At 66.4% G+C, this 22,437-nt stretch carries 31 protein-coding genes; 21 read left to right on the forward strand and 10 right to left on the reverse strand.

Going from position 1 to position 22,437, the window contains the following annotated elements; genetic code table 11:
* The first annotated feature begins 165 nt into the window (after window positions 1–165).
* From ychF to ABD893_RS06840, 6 genes are all read left to right on the forward strand, one after another.
* Window positions 166–1,251, forward strand: a complete 1,086-nt coding sequence (ychF, locus tag ABD893_RS06815) for a redox-regulated ATPase YchF (protein ID WP_345077273.1) — start codon at window positions 166–168, stop codon at window positions 1,249–1,251.
* Window positions 1,252–1,300: 49 nt separating this feature from the next.
* Window positions 1,301–1,741, forward strand: coding sequence for a hypothetical protein (locus ABD893_RS06820; RefSeq protein WP_345077276.1), 441 nt, complete (start codon window positions 1,301–1,303; stop codon window positions 1,739–1,741).
* Between the two features lie 372 nt (window positions 1,742–2,113).
* Window positions 2,114–2,536, forward strand: coding sequence for a hypothetical protein (locus ABD893_RS06825; RefSeq protein WP_345077280.1), 423 nt, complete (start codon window positions 2,114–2,116; stop codon window positions 2,534–2,536).
* Between the two features lie 125 nt (window positions 2,537–2,661).
* A complete protein-coding gene (locus ABD893_RS06830; RefSeq protein ID WP_345077283.1) occupies window positions 2,662–2,943 on the forward strand; it encodes a type II toxin-antitoxin system RelE/ParE family toxin in 282 nt (93 codons plus the stop codon).
* Entirely contained in the window at window positions 2,930–3,232 is a 303-nt protein-coding gene (locus ABD893_RS06835) for a HigA family addiction module antitoxin (RefSeq protein ID WP_087484212.1), read from the forward strand. Before ABD893_RS06830 ends, ABD893_RS06835 begins: the two co-directional genes overlap by 14 nt.
* Before the next feature lie 74 nt (window positions 3,233–3,306).
* Window positions 3,307–4,053 (forward strand): alpha/beta fold hydrolase, encoded by a 747-nt coding sequence (locus ABD893_RS06840; RefSeq protein ID WP_345077760.1) that lies wholly within the window; start codon window positions 3,307–3,309, stop codon window positions 4,051–4,053.
* A 115-nt stretch (window positions 4,054–4,168) separates the two neighbouring features.
* Here ABD893_RS06840 and ABD893_RS06845 read toward each other — a convergent pair whose 3' ends face one another.
* Complete coding sequence (locus ABD893_RS06845; protein ID WP_345077288.1) at window positions 4,169–4,831, reverse strand: FadR/GntR family transcriptional regulator; 663 nt, start codon at window positions 4,829–4,831, stop codon at window positions 4,169–4,171.
* Window positions 4,832–5,019: 188 nt separating this feature from the next.
* On the opposite strand from ABD893_RS06845, the gene ABD893_RS06850 reads away from it, so the two are divergent.
* Window positions 5,020–6,261 carry an MFS transporter gene (locus tag ABD893_RS06850; protein ID WP_345077291.1) on the forward strand — a complete coding sequence of 414 codons (1,242 nt, stop codon included), beginning with the start codon at window positions 5,020–5,022 and terminating at the stop codon, window positions 6,259–6,261.
* On the forward strand, window positions 6,254–7,048 hold the full coding sequence (locus ABD893_RS06855) for an ABC transporter ATP-binding protein (protein WP_345077294.1): 795 nt from the start codon (window positions 6,254–6,256) through the stop codon (window positions 7,046–7,048). Before ABD893_RS06850 ends, ABD893_RS06855 begins: the two co-directional genes overlap by 8 nt.
* A gap of 191 nt (window positions 7,049–7,239) precedes the next feature.
* Here the strand turns inward: ABD893_RS06855 and ABD893_RS06860 are convergent, their stop codons facing one another.
* Entirely contained in the window at window positions 7,240–8,223 is a 984-nt protein-coding gene (locus ABD893_RS06860) for a hypothetical protein (RefSeq protein WP_141393428.1), read from the reverse strand.
* Between the two features lie 222 nt (window positions 8,224–8,445).
* Here ABD893_RS06860 and ABD893_RS06865 point away from each other — a divergent pair, with 222 nt between their 5' ends.
* The 3 genes from ABD893_RS06865 to ABD893_RS06875 all read left to right on the forward strand — a co-directional run bounded on the left by ABD893_RS06865 (window position 8,446) and on the right by ABD893_RS06875 (window position 9,839).
* Entirely contained in the window at window positions 8,446–8,913 is a 468-nt protein-coding gene (locus tag ABD893_RS06865) for an AAA family ATPase (RefSeq protein ID WP_343923481.1), read from the forward strand.
* A gap of 102 nt (window positions 8,914–9,015) precedes the next feature.
* A complete protein-coding gene (locus ABD893_RS06870) occupies window positions 9,016–9,315 on the forward strand; it encodes a HigA family addiction module antitoxin (protein WP_345077301.1) in 300 nt (99 codons plus the stop codon).
* On the forward strand, window positions 9,312–9,839 hold the full coding sequence (locus tag ABD893_RS06875) for a P-loop nucleotide/nucleoside kinase family protein (protein ID WP_345077304.1): 528 nt from the start codon (window positions 9,312–9,314) through the stop codon (window positions 9,837–9,839). Before ABD893_RS06870 ends, ABD893_RS06875 begins: the two co-directional genes overlap by 4 nt.
* On the opposite strand, the gene ABD893_RS06880 is transcribed toward ABD893_RS06875, so the two are convergent.
* Window positions 9,820–10,302: a FadR/GntR family transcriptional regulator gene (locus ABD893_RS06880; RefSeq protein WP_345077308.1), complete on the reverse strand. Its 483-nt coding sequence runs from the start codon at window positions 10,300–10,302 to the stop codon at window positions 9,820–9,822. The genes ABD893_RS06875 and ABD893_RS06880 overlap by 20 nt on opposite strands.
* A gap of 68 nt (window positions 10,303–10,370) precedes the next feature.
* Here ABD893_RS06880 and ABD893_RS06885 point away from each other — a divergent pair, with 68 nt between their 5' ends.
* The 3 genes from ABD893_RS06885 to ABD893_RS06895 are packed head-to-tail and all read left to right on the forward strand — an operon-like array spanning window position 10,371 to window position 13,145.
* Window positions 10,371–11,621, forward strand: a complete 1,251-nt coding sequence (locus tag ABD893_RS06885; protein ID WP_345077311.1) for an MFS transporter — start codon at window positions 10,371–10,373, stop codon at window positions 11,619–11,621.
* Window positions 11,614–12,411: an ABC transporter ATP-binding protein gene (locus ABD893_RS06890; protein ID WP_345077314.1), complete on the forward strand. Its 798-nt coding sequence runs from the start codon at window positions 11,614–11,616 to the stop codon at window positions 12,409–12,411. Before ABD893_RS06885 ends, ABD893_RS06890 begins: the two co-directional genes overlap by 8 nt.
* Complete coding sequence (locus ABD893_RS06895) at window positions 12,408–13,145, forward strand: YdeI/OmpD-associated family protein (RefSeq protein ID WP_345077317.1); 738 nt, start codon at window positions 12,408–12,410, stop codon at window positions 13,143–13,145. The genes ABD893_RS06890 and ABD893_RS06895 overlap by 4 nt, the downstream gene beginning before the upstream one ends.
* Here the strand turns inward: ABD893_RS06895 and ABD893_RS06900 are convergent.
* From ABD893_RS06900 to ABD893_RS06910, 3 genes are read right to left on the reverse strand one after another with little or no spacing between them, the layout of a single operon-like run.
* Entirely contained in the window at window positions 13,057–13,824 is a 768-nt protein-coding gene (locus ABD893_RS06900; protein ID WP_345077320.1) for an SCO1664 family protein, read from the reverse strand. The genes ABD893_RS06895 and ABD893_RS06900 overlap by 89 nt on opposite strands.
* Window positions 13,824–14,372, reverse strand: coding sequence for a DUF3090 domain-containing protein (locus tag ABD893_RS06905; protein ID WP_345077323.1), 549 nt, complete (start codon window positions 14,370–14,372; stop codon window positions 13,824–13,826). Before ABD893_RS06905 ends, ABD893_RS06900 begins: the two co-directional genes overlap by 1 nt.
* On the reverse strand, window positions 14,369–15,088 hold the full coding sequence (locus tag ABD893_RS06910; RefSeq protein WP_345077325.1) for an MSMEG_4193 family putative phosphomutase: 720 nt from the start codon (window positions 15,086–15,088) through the stop codon (window positions 14,369–14,371). The genes ABD893_RS06905 and ABD893_RS06910 overlap by 4 nt, the downstream gene beginning before the upstream one ends.
* A gap of 161 nt (window positions 15,089–15,249) precedes the next feature.
* Here ABD893_RS06910 and ABD893_RS06915 point away from each other — a divergent pair, with 161 nt between their 5' ends.
* Window positions 15,250–15,855 (forward strand): GNAT family N-acetyltransferase, encoded by a 606-nt coding sequence (locus ABD893_RS06915; protein ID WP_345077328.1) that lies wholly within the window; start codon window positions 15,250–15,252, stop codon window positions 15,853–15,855.
* A gap of 36 nt (window positions 15,856–15,891) precedes the next feature.
* Here the strand turns inward: ABD893_RS06915 and ABD893_RS06920 are convergent, their stop codons facing one another.
* Window positions 15,892–16,635 (reverse strand): sulfurtransferase, encoded by a 744-nt coding sequence (locus ABD893_RS06920; protein ID WP_345077331.1) that lies wholly within the window; start codon window positions 16,633–16,635, stop codon window positions 15,892–15,894.
* A gap of 96 nt (window positions 16,636–16,731) precedes the next feature.
* Here ABD893_RS06920 and ABD893_RS06925 point away from each other — a divergent pair, with 96 nt between their 5' ends.
* Window positions 16,732–17,157, forward strand: coding sequence for an NAD(+)--rifampin ADP-ribosyltransferase (locus tag ABD893_RS06925; protein WP_345077333.1), 426 nt, complete (start codon window positions 16,732–16,734; stop codon window positions 17,155–17,157).
* Between the two features lie 131 nt (window positions 17,158–17,288).
* On the opposite strand, the gene ABD893_RS06930 is transcribed toward ABD893_RS06925, so the two are convergent.
* The 3 genes from ABD893_RS06930 to ABD893_RS06940 form a co-directional block, all read right to left on the reverse strand.
* The gene (locus tag ABD893_RS06930) at window positions 17,289–18,509 is read right to left on the reverse strand and encodes a N(5)-(carboxyethyl)ornithine synthase (protein ID WP_345077335.1); all 1,221 of its coding nucleotides are present in this window, start codon (window positions 18,507–18,509) and stop codon (window positions 17,289–17,291) included.
* A 194-nt stretch (window positions 18,510–18,703) separates the two neighbouring features.
* Window positions 18,704–18,958 carry a PspC domain-containing protein gene (locus ABD893_RS06935; RefSeq protein WP_345077338.1) on the reverse strand — a complete coding sequence of 85 codons (255 nt, stop codon included), beginning with the start codon at window positions 18,956–18,958 and terminating at the stop codon, window positions 18,704–18,706.
* A gap of 177 nt (window positions 18,959–19,135) precedes the next feature.
* Window positions 19,136–19,618, reverse strand: coding sequence for a phage tail protein (locus tag ABD893_RS06940; RefSeq protein WP_345077341.1), 483 nt, complete (start codon window positions 19,616–19,618; stop codon window positions 19,136–19,138).
* Between the two features lie 77 nt (window positions 19,619–19,695).
* On the opposite strand from ABD893_RS06940, the gene ABD893_RS06945 reads away from it, so the two are divergent.
* The 5 genes from ABD893_RS06945 to ABD893_RS06965 all read left to right on the forward strand — a co-directional run bounded on the left by ABD893_RS06945 (window position 19,696) and on the right by ABD893_RS06965 (window position 22,231).
* A complete protein-coding gene (locus ABD893_RS06945; RefSeq protein ID WP_345077344.1) occupies window positions 19,696–19,980 on the forward strand; it encodes a putative quinol monooxygenase in 285 nt (94 codons plus the stop codon).
* Window positions 19,981–20,108: 128 nt separating this feature from the next.
* A complete protein-coding gene (locus tag ABD893_RS06950) occupies window positions 20,109–21,086 on the forward strand; it encodes an aldo/keto reductase (RefSeq protein WP_345077347.1) in 978 nt (325 codons plus the stop codon).
* 35 nt (window positions 21,087–21,121) lie between these two features.
* On the forward strand, window positions 21,122–21,391 hold the full coding sequence (locus ABD893_RS06955) for a hypothetical protein (protein WP_345077350.1): 270 nt from the start codon (window positions 21,122–21,124) through the stop codon (window positions 21,389–21,391).
* Between the two features lie 82 nt (window positions 21,392–21,473).
* Window positions 21,474–21,827, forward strand: a complete 354-nt coding sequence (locus tag ABD893_RS06960) for a DUF6357 family protein (protein ID WP_345077352.1) — start codon at window positions 21,474–21,476, stop codon at window positions 21,825–21,827.
* Window positions 21,828–21,865: 38 nt separating this feature from the next.
* Window positions 21,866–22,231 (forward strand): zinc ribbon domain-containing protein YjdM, encoded by a 366-nt coding sequence (locus ABD893_RS06965; RefSeq protein WP_345077355.1) that lies wholly within the window; start codon window positions 21,866–21,868, stop codon window positions 22,229–22,231.
* The last annotated feature ends 206 nt before the right edge of the window (window positions 22,232–22,437 follow it).

Below are 22,437 nucleotides of genomic sequence, written 5' to 3' on the forward strand. Positions count from 1 at the left end.
GGACGGCCGGGCCCCACCGGGCCCGGCCGTTCGCCGTCGCGTGCGCTCACTGTGCTGATCGCCGCCGATGGGAAGGCCTGAAAGCCCAGGTGACCCTCATGGGGTCTGCGACGTCACCCCCGGGGCGGGGTCACGGCCGGGCACGGTCCCGTAGAATCAGCTCCCGTGGCTCTAACTATCGGAATCGTCGGCCTGCCCAATGTTGGCAAGTCCACCCTCTTCAACGCCCTGACCCGCGCTGAGGTCCTCGCCGCGAACTACCCGTTCGCGACCATCGACCCCAACGTCGGCATGGTGCCGCTGCCCGATCCGCGCCTCGCGCAGCTCGCCGAGGTGTTCGGCAGTCAGAAGCTGCTGCCGGCGACCGTGTCCTTCGTGGACATCGCGGGCATCGTCAAGGGTGCGAGCGAAGGTGAGGGGCTGGGCAACAAGTTCCTTGCCAACATTCGTGAGGCCGACGCGATCTGCCAGGTCACCCGTGCCTTCGCGGATCCCGATGTGACCCGTGTTGAGGGCTCCACCGATCCCTCCAACGACATGGAGGTCATCACCACCGAGCTGATCCTCGCCGACCTCCAGACCATCGAGAACTCGATGCAGCGCTTGGAGAAGGACACCAAGCGCGGTCTCGTCGACGCCGCTGTGCTGCCGAACCTCATCAAGGCCAAGGCCCTGCTGGAGACCGGCAAGACCCTGTACCAGGGTGCCGAGGCGGCGGGAATCGACATCGCTGCGATCCGCGAGCTGCAGCTCATGACCGCCAAGCCCTTCATCTACGTGTTCAACACCGATGAGGAAGGCCTCGCAGACACCGCCTCGCAGGACGCGCTGCGCAAGCTCGTGGCCCCGGCTGAGGCGATCTTCCTCGACGCGAAGTTCGAGTCCGAGCTCATCGAGCTCGACGAGGACGAGGCTGCCGAGATGCTCGAGTCCACCGGCCAGGAGGAGTCCGGGCTCGCCCAGCTCGCCCGCGTCGGCTACGACACCCTCGGTCTGCAGTCCTACCTGACGGCTGGCCCCAAGGAGTCCCGCGCCTGGACCATCCCCAAGGGCGCCACTGCTCCGCAGGCCGCCGGCGTCATCCACACCGACTTCGAGCGCGGCTTCATCAAGGCTGAGATCGTCTCCTTCGACCAGCTCATGGAGGCTGGCTCGATGGCTGAGGCCAAGGCCAAGGGCAAGGTGCGCATCGAGGGCAAGGAATACGTCATGCGCGACGGCGACGTGGTGGAGTTCCGGTTTAACGTCTGACATCTCGACAGACGGCGGTGCGTGAGTGATCCCCGGGCGATCGAGGCGGATGCAGCTGCGTCTCGCCAGGAAGCACTGGGCGATCGTCGCTGCCACGGCGGTGCTGGCGGTCGGCGGGTGCGCGATGGCCTGGTCCTGGGGTATCTGGGGTGTGTTCGTCGCCTGTGCTGCTCTGACACTGGTGGGTTCGACGGCCCCTGCTCTGCTGCTTCTGCCGCGGTCCGCGGTGACGCCGATGCTGGTCGCGCAGGTGGCGTCGTGTGCGGTGTGGCTCATGCTCATCGGATGGGGGCTGGTCCTGCTGCTGGACCCGGCGTACACCGTCGGCTGGGTGTTCCCAGGGAAAAGCGGCGTCGGCGCGCGTGTGGAGGACGAGGATGATGCATGGTGGATCGCCTGGCTGATCCTCGGTCTGGGCCTCTTCAGCACGGTGACGGTCATCGCCGTCGAGATCATCCCTCGCCTCCGCCGTGCGCGGCGGGAGTCGTGACCTCGAGAGCGTCGCGGTCTGGGTTGGGCTATCCGTCGTGCTCGCGGGCCGACCGTCCGAGGCGGTGATCTCTCACCAGAGGTTGCTCCGCGCCGGAACTCGGTGGAATTTAGGTTTTCGCTTTGATCTCTGGCAGCGACGAACGTGTGCCGGCCAGCAATCTGTTGCCTAGTCGCGCTCGTCGTGCACGTCTGCGCGGCGGCACTAGTTGGGAGCGTGCGGAAGTGGCGTCGTCGCCCGCGCAGAGTAGATCCAGCAGGCGGCGCTCGACGGTGGTGAACTCATCGCTCGGGCTGCGATCCGTGCGGCGGGTCATGGTTACAGGCTATGGGAATAGCTCGTAGTGGCGGCGAACCGGGATACTGTGACCGGGTGATCGATGACCGAGCCGCGCAACTCTTGCGCGAGCGCCCCGCCGACCGGACGTGGTTGCTGTGTGACGACGTGCCTCGCACCGATTTCGACGAAGCAGCGGCCGCGGCGGGCATCGCACCGATCGGGTGTGCGTGGATTGAGATCGATCAAGAGCGCGCACGGCAGATCCTCGTCCATCTGCTCAGCACTTCGATGGCCCACGGTCACGCGTTGATGCCGGCGCATCGTGCCCGATGGCTCGCAGATCAGTTCCTCAGCAGTGCCGGGAAGTTCGGCACACGATTCGCTACGAATACCGAGGGGCTTCCTGAAGCGAGCGGAGCATCCTGGAAGCCGGCCACAGAGCACGTGTTCGATGCGGGTGTCATCGCATTGGGCAGCTCCGGGGCATCGTGCTACTGGGTAGCGGAAGATAGCTGACCGGGCAGAGCGCACGCGGGCGGGATCTTCCGGCCCCCAGCGCAGATGTTTCTCCGTGCCTGAATGCGGTGGAGTTCCGGTTTAACGTCTAGCGTTAATGACGGACTCCGTTATACACTGGTTTCGTGATCAGATCGTTCGGCAACAAGGACACCGAACGGCTGTGGCGTCGTGAGCGCGTGCGCTCGATCGATCCGAGGATCCATCGGGTCGCGCTGCGCAAGCTACGTCAGGTGGGGTCTGCAGAGTCTCTCGATGACCTCCGCGTCCCGCCTGGCAATCGGCTCGAGGCGCTCAAGGGCGATCGGGTCGGGCAGCACAGCATCAGGATCAACGACCAGTGGCGGATCTGCTTCGTGTGGACCGACGCTGGACCAGAGGAGGTGCAGATCGTTGACTACCACTGACAAGATCGAGCCGATCCACCCGGGCGAGGTGCTCATGGAGGACTTCATCGAGGGCTTCGGCATCACACAGAACAAGCTCGCCGTGTCGATCGGCGTCCCGCCCCGGCGGATCAACGAGATCGTGCACGGCAAGCGGGGGATCACCGCAGACACGGCACTGCGGCTCGCGAGGTACTTCGGCACGTCGGCCGAGTTCTGGATCAACCTGCAGAGCCACTATGAGCTCGACCGCGCCGAGGACGCAGCAGGTGAGCAGATCGCGGCGATCGCGCCGCTGCAGGTCGCGTGACCAGCTGCGTCGTGCAGCGCCCCGGAGGCGTCTGTATCGCCGTCACCGACCTCGGCAGCGACGGCCCTGTCGTCGTGCTACTGCACGGGCTTGCCGGGAGCTCGCGGGAGTTGCTGCGCACGGCGCGAGCGTTGCAGGACCATCGGGTCCTGCTCGTGGACCAGCGAGGGCACGGTGCGAGCACGCGGCTTCCCGATGATCTATCCCGCGACGCCTTCGTCGGCGACGTCGTGGCGGCGATCGAGGAGCTCGCCCCAGGGAGTCGAGCGACGCTCGTCGGGCAGTCGATGGGAGCCCACACTGCTTTTCTCGCAGCAGCAGCGCGCCCAGACCTGGTCGAGGGGCTCGTGATGCTCGAAGGTCATGTGTCGGGGAGTGACGATCCGCGCGAGGCTGCTGGTCTCGGCGCGTACTTCGCGTCCTGGCCGGTTCCGTTCCGGGACGAGGCCGCTGCCCGCGAGTTCCTCGGTGATGACGCGATCGTTGATGCCTGGGTAGCGGATCTCCAGTCGACGGATGATGGGCTCGTCCCGCGTTTCGACGCCGCGGTCATGCAACGCACGATCGAGGCTGTGCATGAACCGCGCTGGGACGAGTGGGAAGCTCTGCAGGTTCCGACGCTCGCGATTTTCGCCAAGCACGGGATGTTCAGCGATGCCGACAAGGACGAGCTGATCCGGCGCAGGCCCGAGACGGTCAGAGTCGATCTCTCTGGCGGCAGCCATGATGCGCACCTCGACGCCTTCGACGAGTGGATCGACGTGCTTCGCCGCTGGTTATCTCGCGATCAGGCCAGCGACTCGCGGACCAGTGTCCGCTGAGGTTGTTAGCTGCGGCGACGTGGTGGAGTTCCGTTTTTCGCTTTAACCTCTGGTGGCATGGCCGCGGCCTCCCCGCTAGTCGGCTTCGGTCAGCAACACACCCGCCCGTCATCTCTCACACCACCTTCAAGGTGAGCAGGTGCTTTCGCGCCAGTGCTGATGCTGTCTGACCGTCGCGGTCGGCGATGGCGTCGAGGATGTCCTGGTGTGCGTGCTGGTCGGCATCGCTGCCAAACTCGCCGCGCAGTCGCAACATGTCGATCATGGCTTGGCGGCTGCGCGGAGTGAAGCTATCGAACAGGTCGACGAGGATCGGGTTGTGTGCCGCCGCAATGATCGCTCGATGAAAGGCGATGTCCGCGTCAACGTGCATGTCGATGTCAGTTCGCTGTGCGTCACGTTTATCCGCGGCGTGCCGTATCGCGCGTAGCTCAGCGGGGGAGCGCCGCTCGGCCGCGAGAGCCGCAGCTTCGACTTCGATGGCGATGCGCGCTTCGATCACCGAGTTGATGTCTGCCTTGCGCAGCGCTGTGCTCCAGTCCTCGACGACATCGAGCGCAGCTACGAAGACGCCAGCTCCTTGTCGCGTAGCCAGCACGCCCTGGCCCGCTAGACGGCGAATCGCTTCGCGCACAGTCGACCTGCCGACCCCGAGCTGCGGGCCGAGAGTGTTCTCCCCGGGGAGCTTTGATCCCAGTGGCCACTCGCCAGCCCGAATCCGATCGAGGAGCAGATCTGCCGCTTGCTCTGCGAGCGGGGTGCGTTGCACCTGTGCCATGAAGCCTCCACTTCGCTACTTGTCTGAGAAGTTGTGTAGAGTCTAGCCCATGCCCCAGCGACTCCTCCTTCGCCGCCGCGCCAGGAACTGACCCGACCAGACACCTGCGCGCGGAGTGGCTCACCCTTGCTGGTCTCCCTCACTTCTTGCGCGCCGTGTCTCTGCGCGCTCTGGATCGAAAGAAGCACATGAGCACGACCTCTTCCTCTCCTCGAACCCGCAACCGGCTGGGCCTGTGGGCACTGACAGCCACCCATGCCGCGAACGACTTCTACACCGGCGCAGTGGCAGCGCTGCTGCCGTTCTTCGTGCTCCACGCGGAGTACTCCTATGCCGCAGTTGCAGGCATCACGCTTGCTGCGACCGCACTGTCGAGCGTTGCCCAGCCGATGTTCGGATACCTCAGCGACCGCTACGGGATGCGCTGGATGAGCCTGGCTGGCCTTCTTGCCGCCGGCGCTGGCATCGCCTTGAGTGGCATCTTCGCCGACTCGTATGCGGCCGTGTGGATCGTTGTGGCGATCTCCGGCATCGGCGTCGCCGCGTACCACCCGGCAGCGACAATGGAAGCCCGCGAGCTCGGCGGCGGTACCAGCGGATCGATGAGCCTGTTCTCCGTCGGCGGGAACGTCGGCGTGGCCCTGGCACCGTCGGCCGTGATTCTCGTCGTGGGAACCTTCGGGCTGTCTGGCTCGGGCTTCCTTATCATCCCGGCAGTCGTGCTGGGGCTGGTCTACGTACTGGTCTCGTGGCGACACCTGTTCTCGCGGACGGTGGCTGCCGAGCGGGCACCTGCCGTTACAAAGGTTTCGATCCCCGACGACTGGCGAGCCTTCCTGTGGCTCAGCGCGGTGCTGGCCACCTGGTCGGTCGCCTACGTCGGCACCTCGACCTTCATCTCGCTCTACTCGATCCAGCGATTTGATGTCACCACTGGCCTCGCCTCGATCGCGCTGTCGGTGTTCCCGGCGGCCGGCGCAGTGGGAACCCTCGCCGGCGGCTGGCTCGCGGACCGCGTCGGACGACTGCGCGTCGTCCGTACCGGCTATCTGCTGGCGGCCATCTCCACCATCGCGATCGTGCTCGCACCGTCCCCTGTGGTGGTGATCATCGCGACGGCGGTCCTGGGTGCAAGCCTGTTCCTGCCATTCGCTGCGCAGATCACACTGTCGCACTCGTACCTGCCGAACAGGATCGGCATGGCCAGCGGTGTCACGCTGGGGCTGACGCTCTCGCTTGGAGGCCTGGTCAGCCCGCTGCTGGGATCCATCGCGGACCAGACGAGCATCCAGTCAGTCTTCGTTATCGTCGCTGTACTGCTGGCAGCTGGCTTCGCGCTCTCGTTCATGCTTAAGGAGCGCCGGGGCGGCCCCGTCCAGAGCCTTCAGCAGCAGGACCAGAGCAGCGAACTGGAGAACGCCAATGACTGACCAGGAGATCCTCCGCCTTGAAGCTGTGGACTTCGTGCGGGAATCCCGTCAGATTCTCACCGGCATCAACCTGACGGTTCGTGCGGGGGAGCGATGGGCGCTGATCGGCCCGAACGGAGCTGGCAAGAGCACCATCCTGAGCCTGTGCGGCGCGGTGAAGCACCCGACCCGCGGCAGCGTCCATGTGCTGGGACGCAAGCTCGGCCGAGTCGACATCCGGGAGCTGCGCGAGCACATCGGACATGTCAATCCCCGCCACCCGCTCAGCTCGCCGCTCACAGTTCGGCAGGTGATTCTTACCGGTGCAACGGGCACGACTGAGCTCATGCCGCGCTGGACTCCCGACCCCGCCACCCAAGCCCGTGTTGACGAGCTGACCGAGATGCTCGGACTCGCAGGGCTCGAAACGGCAACCTGGCCGACGATGTCGCAGGGCGAGCGAGGACGGGCTCTCATCGCGCGTGCCCTGCTGCCGGACCCACCGCTCCTGCTACTGGACGAGCCCTCCACGGGACTGGACGTCGCGGCGCGCGAGCAGTTCCTCAGCACCGTCGACGAGCTGCACCGGGCACGCCCGGACCTCGCGACCATCCTGGTGACGCACCACCTGGAGGAGCTCCCCACGACGACGACCCACGCGATGCTGATCAACGACGGCCAGGTTCATGCTGCTGGCCGAGCCCGTGACGTCCTGACGACCGAGCTGGTGAGCGAGTGCTTCCACCATCCGATCGAGATCGAGCACCGTGCAGGGCGCTGGCAGGCTCGGGCGCTGGTGAGGGCCTGAATGGTCAGGATGCGCATGGCCGTCGACTCTGCATATCCAGAGGTTGGTATGTGCGGGGACGTGGTGGAATTTAGGTTCAACGTATAAAAATGCCGCCTGAATAGGGTTTTCGTCTCTTCTGCCTCAAGCCGAGGAATTTGCCGGAGTTCCGATCTAGCGTGCGCAACCAGGCGAGTAAGTGCCTCAACCGCTTAGGTCGTTGGCATTCCGCGGTATCCAGTAGGCGTGACCCACACATGAGCGGTAACCACTTGTCGCCCGCTGTCTCGGGCGTTACGCAGAGACGGTACGTTGTCTGGATGGATATGCCCCCAAAGCACATCGTTAGTGTTCGCCGGCACTTGTCGCGTCAGCCGCTGTAAGGCGGCGATGCCCACACGTTGTCCGCGATGTGCTGAATTGAGGGCGATCTCCTGCATGCAGAAGCCAGTGAATCCGTAGGAATCATCACGCTCTGCGGCCACAATGCCCGCTGAGGTGCCACCCACGCGAATCTCGAAAAGTAGCCCTTCTTCCGCGGCATCCTCAAGCGACTCTGCGTCAGCCGGCACGGCCCACTGGCCCAGTTGCGGCCGTGATGGCTTTAGTGCTTCGTAGATTGCCGCGACGCGTTCTGCTGCTTCTTCCGGAGCGCAAGCAACGAGAGTCACATCGTCGTAGCGGTCGGCCAGAGGCTGCTCGCGCATCTCGGCTACGGGGCGTGCCACGATCAGCAGATCTGGCGTAGCTTGTCCAACATCCATACCCGAACCAGTGAGCGCTCGAAGTCGCTGTTCCGGGTCGGGTAGGTTGACGCGCATGCACAGCGGCGAGAAGGCGTCGAAGCTCGGCAAAACATCACCGAGAGCGGCAAATCCCAATGGTTCAGGCGGCAGTGATGTTGCGATTATGTCCACGAATGGCTTCTCAATGTCTCGCCCCCGGAACCGAATACCCGCGACGGCCCAATGTCCGTTCGGCAGTTCCACGCGTCTGTTCGCCCACGCGAGGGGGTCTTGGACGGGGAGCTGAACCATGTCCCGGATCTGGCCGCCCCACTCAGAATCTCCGACGAGGGCGAGGTTTGGCTCCAGCCATTCTGCTAGATTCGTCCGCCACTGTGGCGACCAGTTCTTGATCTGCGAGGAAGTCCATCGCTCGGCCGCTTCTAGTGCATGCGCATCAGGGGTAGTCATCCGGATGAGAATATCAGGGGAGTGGCGAACGGATATTGAGCATATAATCTGGCTGGTTCGCAGAGCGGCCAGGGAGCGTCTCGCCGTCTTGCGCAGCATCTAACTCGTGTCTGGCGGCAGAGGTTGGTATGTGCGGCGACGTGGTGGAGTTCCGCTTCAACGTATGAGTTGTCGGACGCTGCTCCGTGGCGTGGGGCGGTCCGTCCAAGTACGCTGACTGTCGTGCCTAGGGTTCTTGTCACGGGAATGTCTGGAGCGGGGAAGTCGACCCTGCTCGATGAGTTGGACCGCCGCGGCCATCTCACCGTCGATACGGACTATGACGGTTGGGAGTTGCCAGGCAGCGCATGGGATGAACGGCGGATGAGTGAACTGCTCGCCACCCACGGCGACGTGATCGTGTCCGGTACGGTCGAGAATCAGGGGGTGTTCTACGACCGGTTCGATCATGTAGTGCTCCTGAGCGCGCCGGTCGAGGTGCTGATCGAACGCATCTCGTCGCGAACCAATAACCCTTATGGCCGCACCTTGGAGCAACAGGGTGAGGTGCGGCGATATGTGGCCGATGTTGAGCCGCTGCTCCGGCGTGGGGCGAGCCTTGAGCTCGATGGGCGTCATCCTGTCGCTGACCTTGCCGACTCCATCGAGGCGCTCGGACGCGGCTGGCCAGAATCGCACCGCAGGGCGTGATTCCGCGCGTGGTGACTGTTGAGAGGTTGGTATCTGCGGCGACGTCGTGGAGTTCCGCTTCAATGTCTGACGAGGGCCGCGGACTCGTCATAGCCTGAGGGTATGACTGGAGACCGAATCCGTCCGATCCATCCGGGAGAGTTCCTGAGGGAGGACTTCATCGAGGGTTTCGGGATCACCCAGAACAAGCTGGCGGTATCGATCGGGGTGCCTCCACGGCGCATCAACGAGATCGTCAACGGCACGCGGCGGATCACGGCCGATACGGCGATCCGGCTGGCGCGGTACTTCGGGACTTCCGAGGAGCTGTGGAGGAATCTCCAGTCGAATTACGAGTTGCGGCGGGAACGTCGCGCTCTGCGCGAGAAGGTCGCGGCGATCACGCCGCGGGCGGACGCATGACCGGGCGCCTCATCGTGCTATCCGGCCTCCCCGGAGTAGGAAAGACGAGCATCGCCGAGATCGTCGCTGCGCGCACGGGGTCAGTCCACCTGTGTATCGACGCAGTGGAAGAATCTCTCCTTGCCTGCGGTCTGCCATCAGGTTGGCAAGTCGGTGTTGCCGCGTACGAGGCGACGCGTGTGATGGCAGAGCAGAATCTGCGGCTCGGCCACGATGTCGTTGTCGATGCTGTCAACGACAGTGAAGAAGCTCGGCAGACCTGGCGCACTGCGGCTCTGCGAACAGGTGCGAATCTCGACTTCGTGCACCTCGTGATCTCCGATCTGCAGGAGCATGAGCGTCGGCTCGGCGACAGGGATCGCGGCCTCACCTATGTAGGCGAGCCGATCTGGTCGGACGTGCAGCGCCGGCGGGCTGACTACGGGGCGTGGTCTGACGAGGTCCTGGAGTTCGACACAGCAGTGCAGGCTGTGGACGAGTTCGTGGCCGCGCTCGCAGCGCGGCTCAGCTCATCGTCAGCGTGAGCAGGTGCTCCCGCGCCAGCGCTGACGCTGCCTGCCCGTCGCGGTCGGCGATCGCGTCGAGGATGCTGGTGTGTGCGTGCTGGTCGGCGTCGCTTCCGAACTCTCCGTTGATGCGCAGGAGTTCCACCATTGCGTGGCGGCTGCGCGGGGTGAAGCTGTCGAAGAGGTCGACGAGGATCGGGTTGTGCGCCGCCGCGACGATCGCGCGGTGAAAGGCGATGTCCGCGTCGACGTGTGCTTCGAAGTCAGTTCGCTGAGCGTCACGCTGGTCTGCGGCACGCCTGATCGCGCGCAGCTCAGAGGGGGACCGCCGCTCGGCCGCGAGGGCCGCAGCTTCGACTTCGATGGCGATGCGAGCCTCAATCACGGAATTGATGTCGGCCTTGCGCAGCGCCGAACTCCAGTCCTCGACGACATCGAGTGCCGCCACGAAGACGCCAGCCCCCTGGCGCGTCGCGAGCACGCCCTGTCCGGCCAGGCGGCGGATGGCTTCGCGGATGGTGGATCGGCCTACGCCGAGCTGCGGACCGAGTGTGTTCTCTCCTGGAAGTTTCGCGCCGAGGGGCCACTCGCCACCGGCTGGGCCTGTGGGCGCTGACCGCCACTCACGCAGCGAATGATTTCTATACCGGCGCAGTCGCCGCGCTGCTGCCGTTCTTCGTGCTCCACGCGGAGTACTCCTATGCAGCAGTCGCAGGGATCACGCTGGCAGCGACGGCGCTGTCGAGCGTGGCCCAGCCGATGTTCGGACACCTCAGTGACCGTTATGGGATGCGCTGGATGAGCCTCGCAGGGCTCCTGGCCGCCGGCGCGGGCATTGCCCTGAGCGGCATCGTCGCAGATTCCTATGCGGCCGTCTGGGTCGTCGTCGCGATCTCCGGCATCGGTGTCGCCGCGTACCATCCGGCAGCGACGATGGAAGCCCGCGAGCTCGGGGGCGGCACCAGCGGATCGATGAGCCTGTTCTCCGTCGGAGGGAACGTCGGCGTGGCGCTGGCTCCCTCGGCCGTCATACTCGTCGTCGGCACCTTCGGCCTGTCCGGTTCGGGCTTCCTCCTGATCCCGGCGGTGGTGCTGGGGTCGGTGTACGCCCTGGTCTCATTGCGACACCTGTTCACGTGGACAGCACCCGCTGAGCGATCCTCAGCAGCGCCCAGGGCATCCATCCCAGATGACTGGCGAGCCTTCATGTGGCTCACTGCCGTGCTGGCCACCTGGTCGGTCGCCTACGTCGGCACCTCGACGTTCGTCTCGCTCTACTCGATCCAGCGGTTCGACGTGACCACAGGCTTCGCCTCGATCGCGCTGTCAGTGTTCCCGGCAGCCGGTGCGGTCGGGACTCTCGCCGGGGGCTGGCTCGCGGACCGTCTCGGACGTCTTCGCATCGTCCGCACCGGGTATCTGCTGGCGTCACTCTCGACCATGGCGATGGTGCTCGCTCCGACGCCGGTGGTGGTCATCGTCGCGACAGCGGTCTTGGGCGCGAGCTTGTTCCTGCCGTTCGCCGCGCAGATCACCCTGTCGCACTCCTACCTGCCGAACAGGATCGGTATGGCAAGCGGTGTCACGCTGGGGCTGACTCTCTCGCTCGGTGGCCTGGTGAGCCCTCTGCTGGGATCCATCGCGGATCTGAGGAGCGTCCGGTCAGTCTTCGTGGTCATCGCTGTGCTCCTGGCCGTCGGCTTCGCGCTCTCCTTCGTCCTCAAAGAGCGCAGCGGACTCGTGTCCGCGAGCCGTGAGCAACTGAACCCGACCTCTGAACTGGAGAGTGCTGATGACTGACCGAGAGATTCTTCGACTGGATTCCGTGGACTTCGTGCGGGACTCCCGGCAGATTCTCACCGACATCGACGTGACGGTTCACGCAGGGGAGCGGTGGGCGCTGATCGGGCCGAACGGGGCTGGTAAGAGCACCATCCTCAGCATGTGTGGGGCAGTCACGCACCCCACCCGCGGCAGCGTCCACGTTCTGGGCCGCAAGCTCGGTCGCGTCGATATCCGGGAACTTCGAGAATCCATCGGGCATGTCGATCCACGTCATCCACTCAGCTCGCCGCTCACCGTGCGGCAGGTCATCCTCACGGGCGCAACGGGAACGACAGAGCTCATGCCGCGCTGGCATCCGGATGACGTCACCCAGGCTCGTGCCGACGAGCTGATCCAGATGCTCGGTCTCTCTGGCCTCGAAGCGGCCACGTGGCCGACGATGTCGCAGGGTGAACGAGGGCGGGCTCTCATCGGGCGTGCACTGCTGCCTACCCCTCCGCTCCTGCTCCTGGACGAGCCGTCCACAGGACTCGATGTCGCGGCGCGCGAACAGTTCCTCACGACCATCGATGAGCTACATCGGGAGCGCCCAGATCTCGCGACCATCCTGGTGACCCACCATCTGGAGGAGCTGCCCATGACCACGACGCACGCAATGCTGGTCAAGCACGGGCGCCTCCACGCTTCCGGTCCAGCGCGAGAGGTGCTGACCACGGACCGCGTGAGCCAGTGCTTCGATCATCCGATCGAGATCGAGCACCGCGCTGGTCGTTGGCAGGCGCGGGCTCGTAAAGTGGGTGCATGAATCCCGTCCCCGGATCTCCCGGTGGCACGACCGAGCGCCCGGCGATCTTCTTCCATGACGCCGGCGAGTTCCGCGCATGGCTCGAGCGCCACCACGACACTGAGGCCGAACTATGGATGGAGCTGAGGAAGGTCCATGTCGCAGATCGGGGACTCAGCTGGGCCGATGCTGTGCTCGAGGCGCTGTGCTTCGGATGGATCGACTCGGTGTCGCAGAGGATCGATGATGATGCACGCCGCCAGCGCTGGTCACCGCGTACATCGCGGAGCACGTGGTCGAACGTGAACATCGCGCACGTCGAGCGGCTCATGTCGGAGGGCCGTATGCACCGCTCTGGCATCGCGGCGTTCGAACGGCGCTCCGTCGACCGGTCGGGCACCTACTCGCATGAGAATCCTGCTGCGGACCTCGCGCCGGAGCTGCGGGCGATCGTGGACGCGTCACCCGGCACCGTCGGATTCCTCGCGGCGGCGACCCCCGGCTACCGCAAGGCTGTGCGCCACTGGATCATGTCCGCGAAGCAATCCTCCACGCGCGAACGCCGCGCGCGGCAGCTCGTCGCCTGCTGCGAGGCGGGCGAGCTCATCCCGCCCCAGCGCCCCGGGCGCACGCCGGCCTGGCTCGTCCGTGCGGCCGCGGCTGCCCTCAGAACAGAGGCCACGGCACCGCCGGCATCTCACCGCTCGGCGCCGGGAAGTGCCCGTCCTCACGCAGCTGGGCGCAGCGCGCGGTGAGCGAGGCGATCTCTTCTGTGCTGAGCAGGTCTGTCAGGCGTTGGCCCAGCTCACCGCGCAGCTCGTCGCTGAGGCGGTCGATGCCGTCGTGCTCCTCGGCGGTCAGCGCGTCTCCCAGCCATCCCCACAGGACCGTGCGCAGCTTGTGATCGCGGTGGAAGGTGAGCCCGTGGTCGACGCCGTAGCGATGCCCGTCGGCCATGGCCAGGATGTGGTCGCCTTTGCGATCTGCGTTGTTGACGATCAGGTCGAACACCGCCATGCGTCGCAGCGTCGGTGTGTCCTCATGGACGAGGGTGATCCTCTGCCCGCTCTGATCCTCTGCCTCGAGAACGCTTCTCCAGCCCGTTGCGGGCAGGTGGTCGGTCGGGACCAGGTCCACGGCGTGCTGGGCGCGATCCTGCTCCTGCCAGAGCTGCACCATCCCTTCGCCCATCGGGCCGTCGCGCAGCCAGGTGCGCGGCACGACGTTCCAGCTGAGGGCCCGCGAGACCAGATAGGCGGCCACTTCTCGGCGCGCCAGCGTGCCGCCCGGGAAGTCCCAGAGCGGGGCCTCGCCCGCCACCGGCTTGTAGACGACCACCGCGTCACCGATGCTGCCCAGGAACGTCGCGTTGGACGCCGTCGTGATCCGACCGGTGAGCGTCAGCTCGGCGGTCACCAGGTCCGTCGCGGTCATCAGTAGTCGGGAATGACGCAGATATGGCCGTCGGGGTCCATGGGATAGTCGCAGAGCGTGCACAGGGGGCGCCCGGCGTCCACGATCTCCAGGGTGCGCTGGGTGAACGCACGAGCAGTGCCGACCGGCATCCGCACCCGCAGCATCTCGGACTCCTCCGCGGCGCCCTCGTCGAGCGCCTCGTCGTCGTCAGGGAGGGGGTGTGCCTCGATGATCACCTGGGCTGTGGTGGGATCCCAGCCGATGCCGATGGCTCCGGCGCGGAACTGCTCCTGGACGGCCTCGAGCTGATCATTGTCGACGAGCTCGACGGGAGTGCTGGCGGGAACGCTGAAGCGGTTGCCCTCGACGGTGCTGAGCTGGTCGAGGATCTCGTCGATCTTCTGCGCGAGCAGAGCCGACTGCTGCTTCTCCAAGGCGACGCTCACGAGCTGGGCCCCGGCACGCGCCTGCAGGTAGAACGTCCGGGCCCCAGGTTGCCCGACCGTCCCGATGACGACCCGGTCCGGCCAGTCGAATTCGTGAAGATGTGCAGGTACGTCGGTCATGTCTTGATCCTAGGCGTCCGGCCTCCCGCGGTGGGAGTTCCTGCACCGCCGCCCACCGGTGCGTCGCCGGGGGGGATGGCCTTCGCAAGCCAGGACAGGTCACCGGAGTCGGTGTTGGTCGCCCCGACCCTCGGGCGGCTCGCGCCATAGCTCACGATCGACACGGAGGCGGGCCCCACCTCGAGCCGCTGGAAGAGGTCGAGGTGCATGCCGAGCGCGTCGGCCAGGATCGACTTGATGATGTCACCGTGGCTCACCGCCACCCACACCGCGCCCGGCCCGTGCTCGGCCTCGACGGCAGCATCGTGGCGTCGGATCGCTGCCACCGACCTGGCCTGCATCCCCGCCATGGACTCCCCGCCGGGAAAGACGACCGCGGAAGGATGCGACTGCACGACCCGCCACAGATCCTCGCTCGCCAGATCGCCGAGCTGGCGCCCCTGCCACTGGCCGTAGTCGCACTCCGTGAGCTCGGGGTCGACCGACGAGGTCGGTGCGCCCTTCTGGCGATCGACGATGGCTCGGGCGGTCTCCGCGCAGCGCTCGAGGGGGCTGGACACCACCCCGACCACGGGCACGGCCGCGATCCTCGCCCCGGTCAGCGCCGCCTGGTCCCGCCCGTGGTCGTCGAGAAAGACGCCGGGAGTCCGACCCGCCAGGAGACCCGTCGCATTGGCTGTGGTGCGGCCGTGCCGCACGAGGAGTACTGTCGCCATCCGCCCAGCCTAACGTCGCGGCCCAGGGCTGGTGCCGGTGCGGGCATCGGACTCGCCATACTCGGGGTGGTCATCCGCCAGGCGAGGTCCTAGGGCGAGCGGGCCCGCGTGCACCGCTGTTCCCCTCGACGACCGACAGCAATCAGTGTTGTATTGGTGGCATGAGCACATGGGAGACGCACCCGGTCACCGAGCATCGCTTCGACGACTTCGCGGACGTCCTCAACCCCACCGGGCGCGAGACGCACTGCTGGTGCCTATCCCACCGTTTACCGGCGCGCGAGATCAGGGAGCTCAGCGGTGAGGGTGGTCGGGCGGAGGCGATGCGTTGCCTGACCCGGCGCGAGCACGCCCCGGGAGTGGTGACGTACTGCGACGGAGTGCCGGTCGGTTGGTGCAGCATCAGCCCCCGCAGCGAGATTCCGCTGATGGTCGCCTCCAAGAAGTACCACCCGATCGACGACGTGCCGGTCTGGAGCATCATCTGCGTGGTGGTGCGAAGCGGGCATCGGCGGCAGGGAGTCACTGGGCACCTGCTCGACGGCGCGGTGCAGTACGCCGCAGAGCAGGGCGCTCCCGCCATCGAGGCGTATCCCGTGGACCCACCGGGCCGCATGGATCTGACCATGGCCTTCGTCGGCACCAAGGCGATGTTCACGCGGGCCGGATTCGTGAAGGTGGGCGTCACTGATGCCGTGGCCAGCAGGTTGCCGCGCCTGGTGATGCGCCGCGATCTGAGTTCCCACACCATCTCGGCCAGGACCTGATTCGGCGACCGCGGTGAAGCTCGGATGGCAGGCGCGCTACAACGCGTTGCCACCTCGCGGCGACAGATCGGGCGCCAGCGCCTCGCGCTCGTCGAACACGAAGCATTCCCCGTCGTAGTGATCCTGGCCGACGTGCTCGAAGTATCCGAGGATGCCACCCTCGAGCTGAAGCGCGTCGATGCCGTCTTCGCGCAGGTAGATCGCTGCTTTCTCGCAGCGGATCCCGCCGGTGCAGAAGCTCACGACGGTCTTCCCCTCGAGTGCCTCGCGGTGGGTGGATGCCGCCTCAGGGAAGTGCGTGAACCGCTCGATGCGCCAATCGACCGCGCCGGCGAAGGTGCCGTAGTCGACCTCGAACGCATTGCGGGTATCGAGCATGACGATCTCGCGGCCTGCGTCATCGTGCCCCTGATCGAGCCAGCGCTTGAGGGTGCGCGGCTCGACTGCGGGTGCCCGCTCCTCGAGGGGACGGATCGTCGGGTGGTCCATGCGGATGATCTCGCGCTTCAGCTTGACCAGCAGCTTTCGGAACGGCTGCTCCGCCGACCAGCTCTCCTTCGTCGTCAACCCAGCGAAGCGAGGGTCCTCGCGCAGCTCCACGACGAATCCGCGCACCGAATCCGGATCGCCCGCGAGGAACATGTTGATGCCCTCCTCGGCGAGGAGGATCGTGCCCTTCAGGCCCGCCGCCTCCGCTCGTGCGCGCAGCACCGGACGCAGCTGCTCACGATCGGTGATCGGCGTGAACAGGTACGCGGAGATGTTGAGGACGGTCTTCACGCGCCGAGCCTACCGAAGGGAGCGCAGGTTGTTCAGGCGCGCTGCGTGCAGGGGTGACGGCTTTCCCCTCGTGGACCAGCGTGGGACGATCCTGGGGTGGACACTTCGGACGAGTCGGAACCCGCCGACTACTACCACGGCACCCGAGCGGTGCTTCTTCCTGGCGATCTGGTCTCCGCGGGACGGCGCTCGAACTACCGGCCCGAGGTGATCATGAACCACGTGTACTTCACCGCGCGGAAGGACGGGGGCGGGATTGCTGCCGAGATTGCCGCGCTGCTCGGCCCCGACGATTCTGAGCCGCATGTGTACCTCGTGGAGCCGACGGGATCCTTCGAAGATGATCCGAACGTCACGGACAAGAAGTTCCCCGGCAACCCCACCCAGTCCTACCGGAGCGAGGCTCCGCTGCGGGTGCTCCAGGAGATCACCGGCTGGACGCGTCTGCGGCCAGCCGAGATCGACCAGTGGCGGGAACGGCTGACAGCTATATCGGAGTCCGACGCCGAGATCGTCAACTGAGACGCGGCAACCACCGATACCGGCGCCCCATGGTGCCATTTGCTGGAGCCCCCGGCATGACGACGCACGGACCTGACCAGATCCCTCCGCAATAGCACCCTGATCGAGCGGGCCGGCCTGATGCTCGAACCTCAGGCCACCTCAGCGGTGCGCGGGTGCGGGAAGTCAGCTTCCCGGCCCTGGAACGCGAGGATGCTCGGATTCTTGATCACTCCGTCAAGGATCTCGATCGCACCGGAGATGGTCAGGTCCTTCGCCCAGGCGGACGGCCCCTCCATCACCGTGCGCAGGAACGGCAGGATAGCTTCGCTGATCTCCCAGGTGGCGGAGTTCCACAGGTAGGACGGGCTGTGGTCCACGGCGTAGTAGTTCACTCCCTGCCCGACGGTGAACATCGGGTCCTCGAATTCCGTGGGCCTGGCCCATTCGAAACCCATTCCCTCGTCGCACGAGACGTCGATGATCAGCCTGCCCGCGCGGAATCCTTCCAGGTCCTGGGTGCGCAGATATGTGATGGGCGCTGCCACATCCTGGAGCGTGCAGTTGACGACGATGTCGTGCGAGGCCAGGAAGTCCGGGAGCAGGACATCGCCGTCCGCCGTGGGCACCGTGCTGAGGTGGGTGGGACCGTCGCCGGTGTGCAGCTGGGTGATGTGCGCGCTGTGGATCGGTGAGCCGACAGCCGAGATCCCACGCTGCGTGAGGACCTGGATGTCGTGGATGCCCTGCGCCTTCAGGGCCGTGACCGCGCCTCGGGCCGTGGCCCCGAAGCCGATGACGACGGCGCTGAGCCGCGGCCCGTAGTCACCGGTGGATCCTCGGAGGCTCATCGCATGCAGCACGGAGCAGTAACCGGCAAGTTCGTTGTTCTTGTGGAACACGTGGAGGTTGAAATCTCCCCGACGGGTCCAGTGGTTCATGGCTTCGAAGGCGATGAGCGTGAGCCGGCGATCGATCGCGGTCTGCGTCATCTGTGCGTCCTGCACACAGTGGGGCCATCCCCACAGGACCCGCCCCTCGGGGAGCGCGGTCACCTCCGCTGCCTGCGGCTTGGGCAGCAGCAGGACGTCAGCGGCAGCGATCACCTCAGCGCGCTCGGCGACCCGGCCCACTCTCGACTCGATATACCCGGGCTCGAGCTGGAAGTCAGCGGCGTATCCGCGCTCGACGATCATCCGCGCGCGCACGTCTGCGTCGATCCGGTCCAGGTGGTGAGGATGCAGCGGCAGCCTCCGCTCGTTCTCCATCGTGGATCCCGCGAGAAGCCCCAGGGTGAGGAGCTGGTTGCCCGCTGCGGCGTCACGCGACGACGCGAAAGAGGCAGTGGTGGGCGGTTCAGTGGTGCCGGACATCCGGCCTCCCGTCATCGGGGAACCAGAGTCAGCTCCTCGTCGGACTGTACGCCGAGATCTCGCGGGGCCTGAGAGAACGTGGGGTGCGCGCTGCCGACCCGCTGCGCAGGAGTGGTGCCGCTGGCTACCACCGTCGACTGTGCAGCGAGACGGCCATGAGGGCCGTTCCGGGCATCTGGCTCAGGACGTCCAGGTCACGACTCTGTGGAGAGGCCCTCGACGGCGCGCTCCAGAGGGATGCGGCCGTCCTGCCAGGGGAGCAGGGCCCAGGCCACCAGGTATGCGCCCAGCCCGAGCACAGGAAGCAGGAAGGAGGCCAGCAGCAGCAGTCGTACCAGCCATACATCTATCCCGAACTTCTCGGCGAGACCGCCGCCGATGCCTGCGACGAGGCGGCGAGGCCCACGCTGGAAGCCGATTCTGCGGAGGGAGTGGAAGAGGGTTCTCATGGTGTCCACCGTACGGAGCGCCAGCAGTTCCCGCAGTGGGGTCAGCCCCCGGAAAGGGGTGATTCTCTGCCCCGTGGTTCCGCCCCGCTTTACGATGTGGGCCTTGACGGTAGGCAACACACCTCGCAAAGCTGCCGAAGAGCGAGCGGAGTGACCAGGAGGCTTAGTCGGCGCAGGCTATGCCTCCTGGGGCAGCGGATGCTCGCCCTTGATCACGAAGTAGGAGCCGCGGATCGTGCCGGCGAGCTTCGACTTCTGTCGTGCGAACTTGAACGCGGAGAGCTCCTCGGGAGCGTCCATGCCGTCGGAGAGCTTGAAGCCGACGGCGCGCTTGCCACCCTCGGTGCGGGTCCAGAGCACGTTCGCGATCAGGCCGGACTCGAAGATCACGTGCACCCAGAAGATGTCCTCGACCTCGTTGATGCTCACCTCGAGGGCGGGCGAAGCGAACGCGATGTCGCGCTCCGAGCGCAGGATCTCCTCCACCCACGCGAGGGTGGCCGGCGCCTCGACGGCGGGGACGACGGTGAACTCGTGCTGGTACTTGGTCGAGAAGTACCGCGCCTCATTCGCACGCAGGCCCGCCAGGGCATCCGCGACGGGGGAGGACTCAAGGCCCTCCGTCGACACCTCGGTGAACGAGACGGCTCTGTGCGACATGATCTTCCTCCGGTCCAGTGGGCGGCTCCTGCTGCGGGCGACGATACTTGCCGCGCAGGCGCGCGGTACCGTGCCGCATGACCTCTGTCGAGCTGACCGGCCGCCTGCTCTGCGCGGATCGTGATGAGGCGGAGACCGTCGTGCGCCACCTGCCCCGTCACATCGAGCTCACCCGCGCCGAGCCTGGGTGCCTCCGCTTCGACGTGGTGCAGACGGAGGACCCGCTGATCTGGACTGTCGCGGAGCGGTTTGCTGACGAGGCGGCGTTCGAGGCACACCAGGCGCGGGTGCGGGCGAGCGAGTGGGGCCGGGTCACGGCAGGGATCACCCGCGACTACGCCATCGCGAGGAGCGAGGGGTAGGGAGTCCCCTGGAAGAACTGGCTGGCGGCCGCCGGCTCAGTCCAGTGGCATCTGGCCTTCGCCGAACTGCCCCCAGACAGGATGAGACCGTCGTCTGTCGGCAGCCATCCAGGCGCTAGCCTGGGCCGATGCGCTATGAATCCCTCGGCTCCAGCGGTCTTCTCGTCTCGGCACTCGGCATCGGGTGCAACGCCTTCGGGCGCCGGATCGACCAGGATGCGGCCACAGCCGTCGTCCAGGCCGCACTCGATGAGGGTGTGACCTTCTTCGACACCGCCGACGCCTATGGCTTCGGAGAGTCCGAGACGATGCTCGGGAAGGCGCTCGGCGCTCGCCGCAAGGAGGTCGTGATCGCGACCAAGTTCGGTATGGACATGGGCGAGACCTACCCGGGGGCGCGCGCGAACCGGGCCAGCCGCGGGTACATCCTGCGTGCGGTCGAGGGGTCCCTGCGACGCCTCGGCACCGACCATATCGACCTCTTCCAGCTCCACACCCCGGATCGCATCACGCCCATGGAGGAGACGCTCGACGCTCTCGGCGACCTGGTCCGCTCGGGCAAGGTCCGCTATATCGGCTGCTCGAACCTCGCCGCCTGGGAGGTCGCCGATGCCGCGCACCTCGCCGCCGCCGTCGGCGCACCCGCATTCATCACCGCGCAGAACGAGTACTCGCTCTACAACCGCAGCGCCGAGGCCGAGCTGGTGCCTGCCCTGGAGCACTTCGGCATGAGCCTGCTGCCCTATTTCCCCCTCGCCTACGGGCTGCTCACCGGCAAGTACTCGCAGGCCGGTGGAGCGCCCGAGGGGACCCGTCTCGCCTCCGAGACGGCCCGCTTGGACAGTGCCCGCTGGGACGTGATCGAGGGACTCCGCACCCTCGCCGAGAAGTCCGGACGCAGCATGCTCGAGATCGCCCTCGGCGGCCTGCGCGCCCAGCCCACCGTCGACACCGTCATCGCCGGCGCTACTCGCCCCGAGCAGGTCGCCGCGAACGCCCGCGCCGTGGAGTGGGAGCCGACGGTGGAGGAACTGGACTCGATCGACCGCGTCGTCGCGCCGGGCTCCGGGCCCGGCCACTCGACCTTCGCCGCGCGGCGCCGCTGAGCCCGGCCTGAGGGCGACGGACGGGAACGCGAGACGTGGACATCAGCGAGGCGATCACGACCTACCTCGAGCACTATCCGAGCATCGATGAGGGGGCTCTCCGCTCGAGGTTCGGCCCGGAGGTATCCGCCGAACCGGTGCACAAGATGTTGGATGAGGCGATGCGAGCGGTGCCGGACATCTCCCGGGGCACGCTGATTGAGATCGGGAGCGAGGTCCGGGCGGTCATGCATGCACGGCATCCGGAGCTCTCGGACTCCGCCCGCCGCAAGCTCGGGAACTTTGTGACGTACCAAATTCGATGACCAGCGGCAGCAGGCGAGTTCTTGCTCGACGCCTATGGCGGGTTGAAGAACGGGACGGCGCTGAGTCTCATCGAGTGCCCTGATGAGCTGGTCGTCTGGCTCGCCGAGCAGGAAGTCCTCGTTGCCGCTGTACTACGACGCTGGGACCCGCGGGCCGCTGGATGCGCAGGCGGCCTCAGCCCTGCTGCAGACCGTGCTGCTCGGCACCCCGGCACAGATCGACGCGCTCGCCACCGGGGCGCAGCACGTCGACCCCACTCTCATCGGCTACGGGGCAGATGCCGAAGCGCTGGAGAAGGGGGAGCTCTTCCGTGCCGTGCGCGGCGTGGCCGAAACCATCGATCATGAGCGACGGACCGAGCACGACGCCGCCGGGCGATGGTCCGGTGCCGGAGGGATGGTTGACTGTGGGGACGCGGCGAGCGTGCCGCCATGACCGGGGCCGAGCCCGGTTGATGATCGAGAAGAGGCCAGATGTCCGAGGTGCTGCCCGACTGCCCCCAGTGCGGAGAGTCCTACACGTACGAACAGGGGCCGCTGCTGGTGTGCCCCATGTGCGGGCATGAATGGTCCGACGATGACGCCACTGCGGGCGACGTCGCCGGGGATCCTCGGGTGGTCAAGGACGCGGTGGGCAACGAGCTTCATGACGGCGACACCGTCACCGTCGTCAAGGACCTCAAGGTCAAAGGTGGGGGCGGTGGCGCCTTGAAGGTCGGCACCAAGGTCAAGGGGATCCGCCTCACCGAGGACGGCGGCGACGGTCACGACATCGACGGGACCGTCCCCGGTTTCGGCCGCATGCAGCTGAAGTCGAGCGTCGTCAAGAAGGTCGGCTGAGCACACGAACGACGTCGCTGACGGGCGGGACGGTCGCTGCCGCCGAGCGCACTGCGGGGTCTGTGATCTCCTGCGCACTGGGAGCATTCTGACCTCGGTGCTTTTTCTTCTGGCCGGGAGTTCTCCTACCCTTGCCGACGATGGTCGCCGACACCCAGATTTCACCTGATGCCTTGCTTGACGCTCAGCTCGACCGGCGTCGGCTC

Source organism: Brachybacterium paraconglomeratum, assembly GCF_039541415.1.
GTDB classification, from domain to species: domain Bacteria; phylum Actinomycetota; class Actinomycetes; order Actinomycetales; family Dermabacteraceae; genus Brachybacterium; species Brachybacterium paraconglomeratum_A.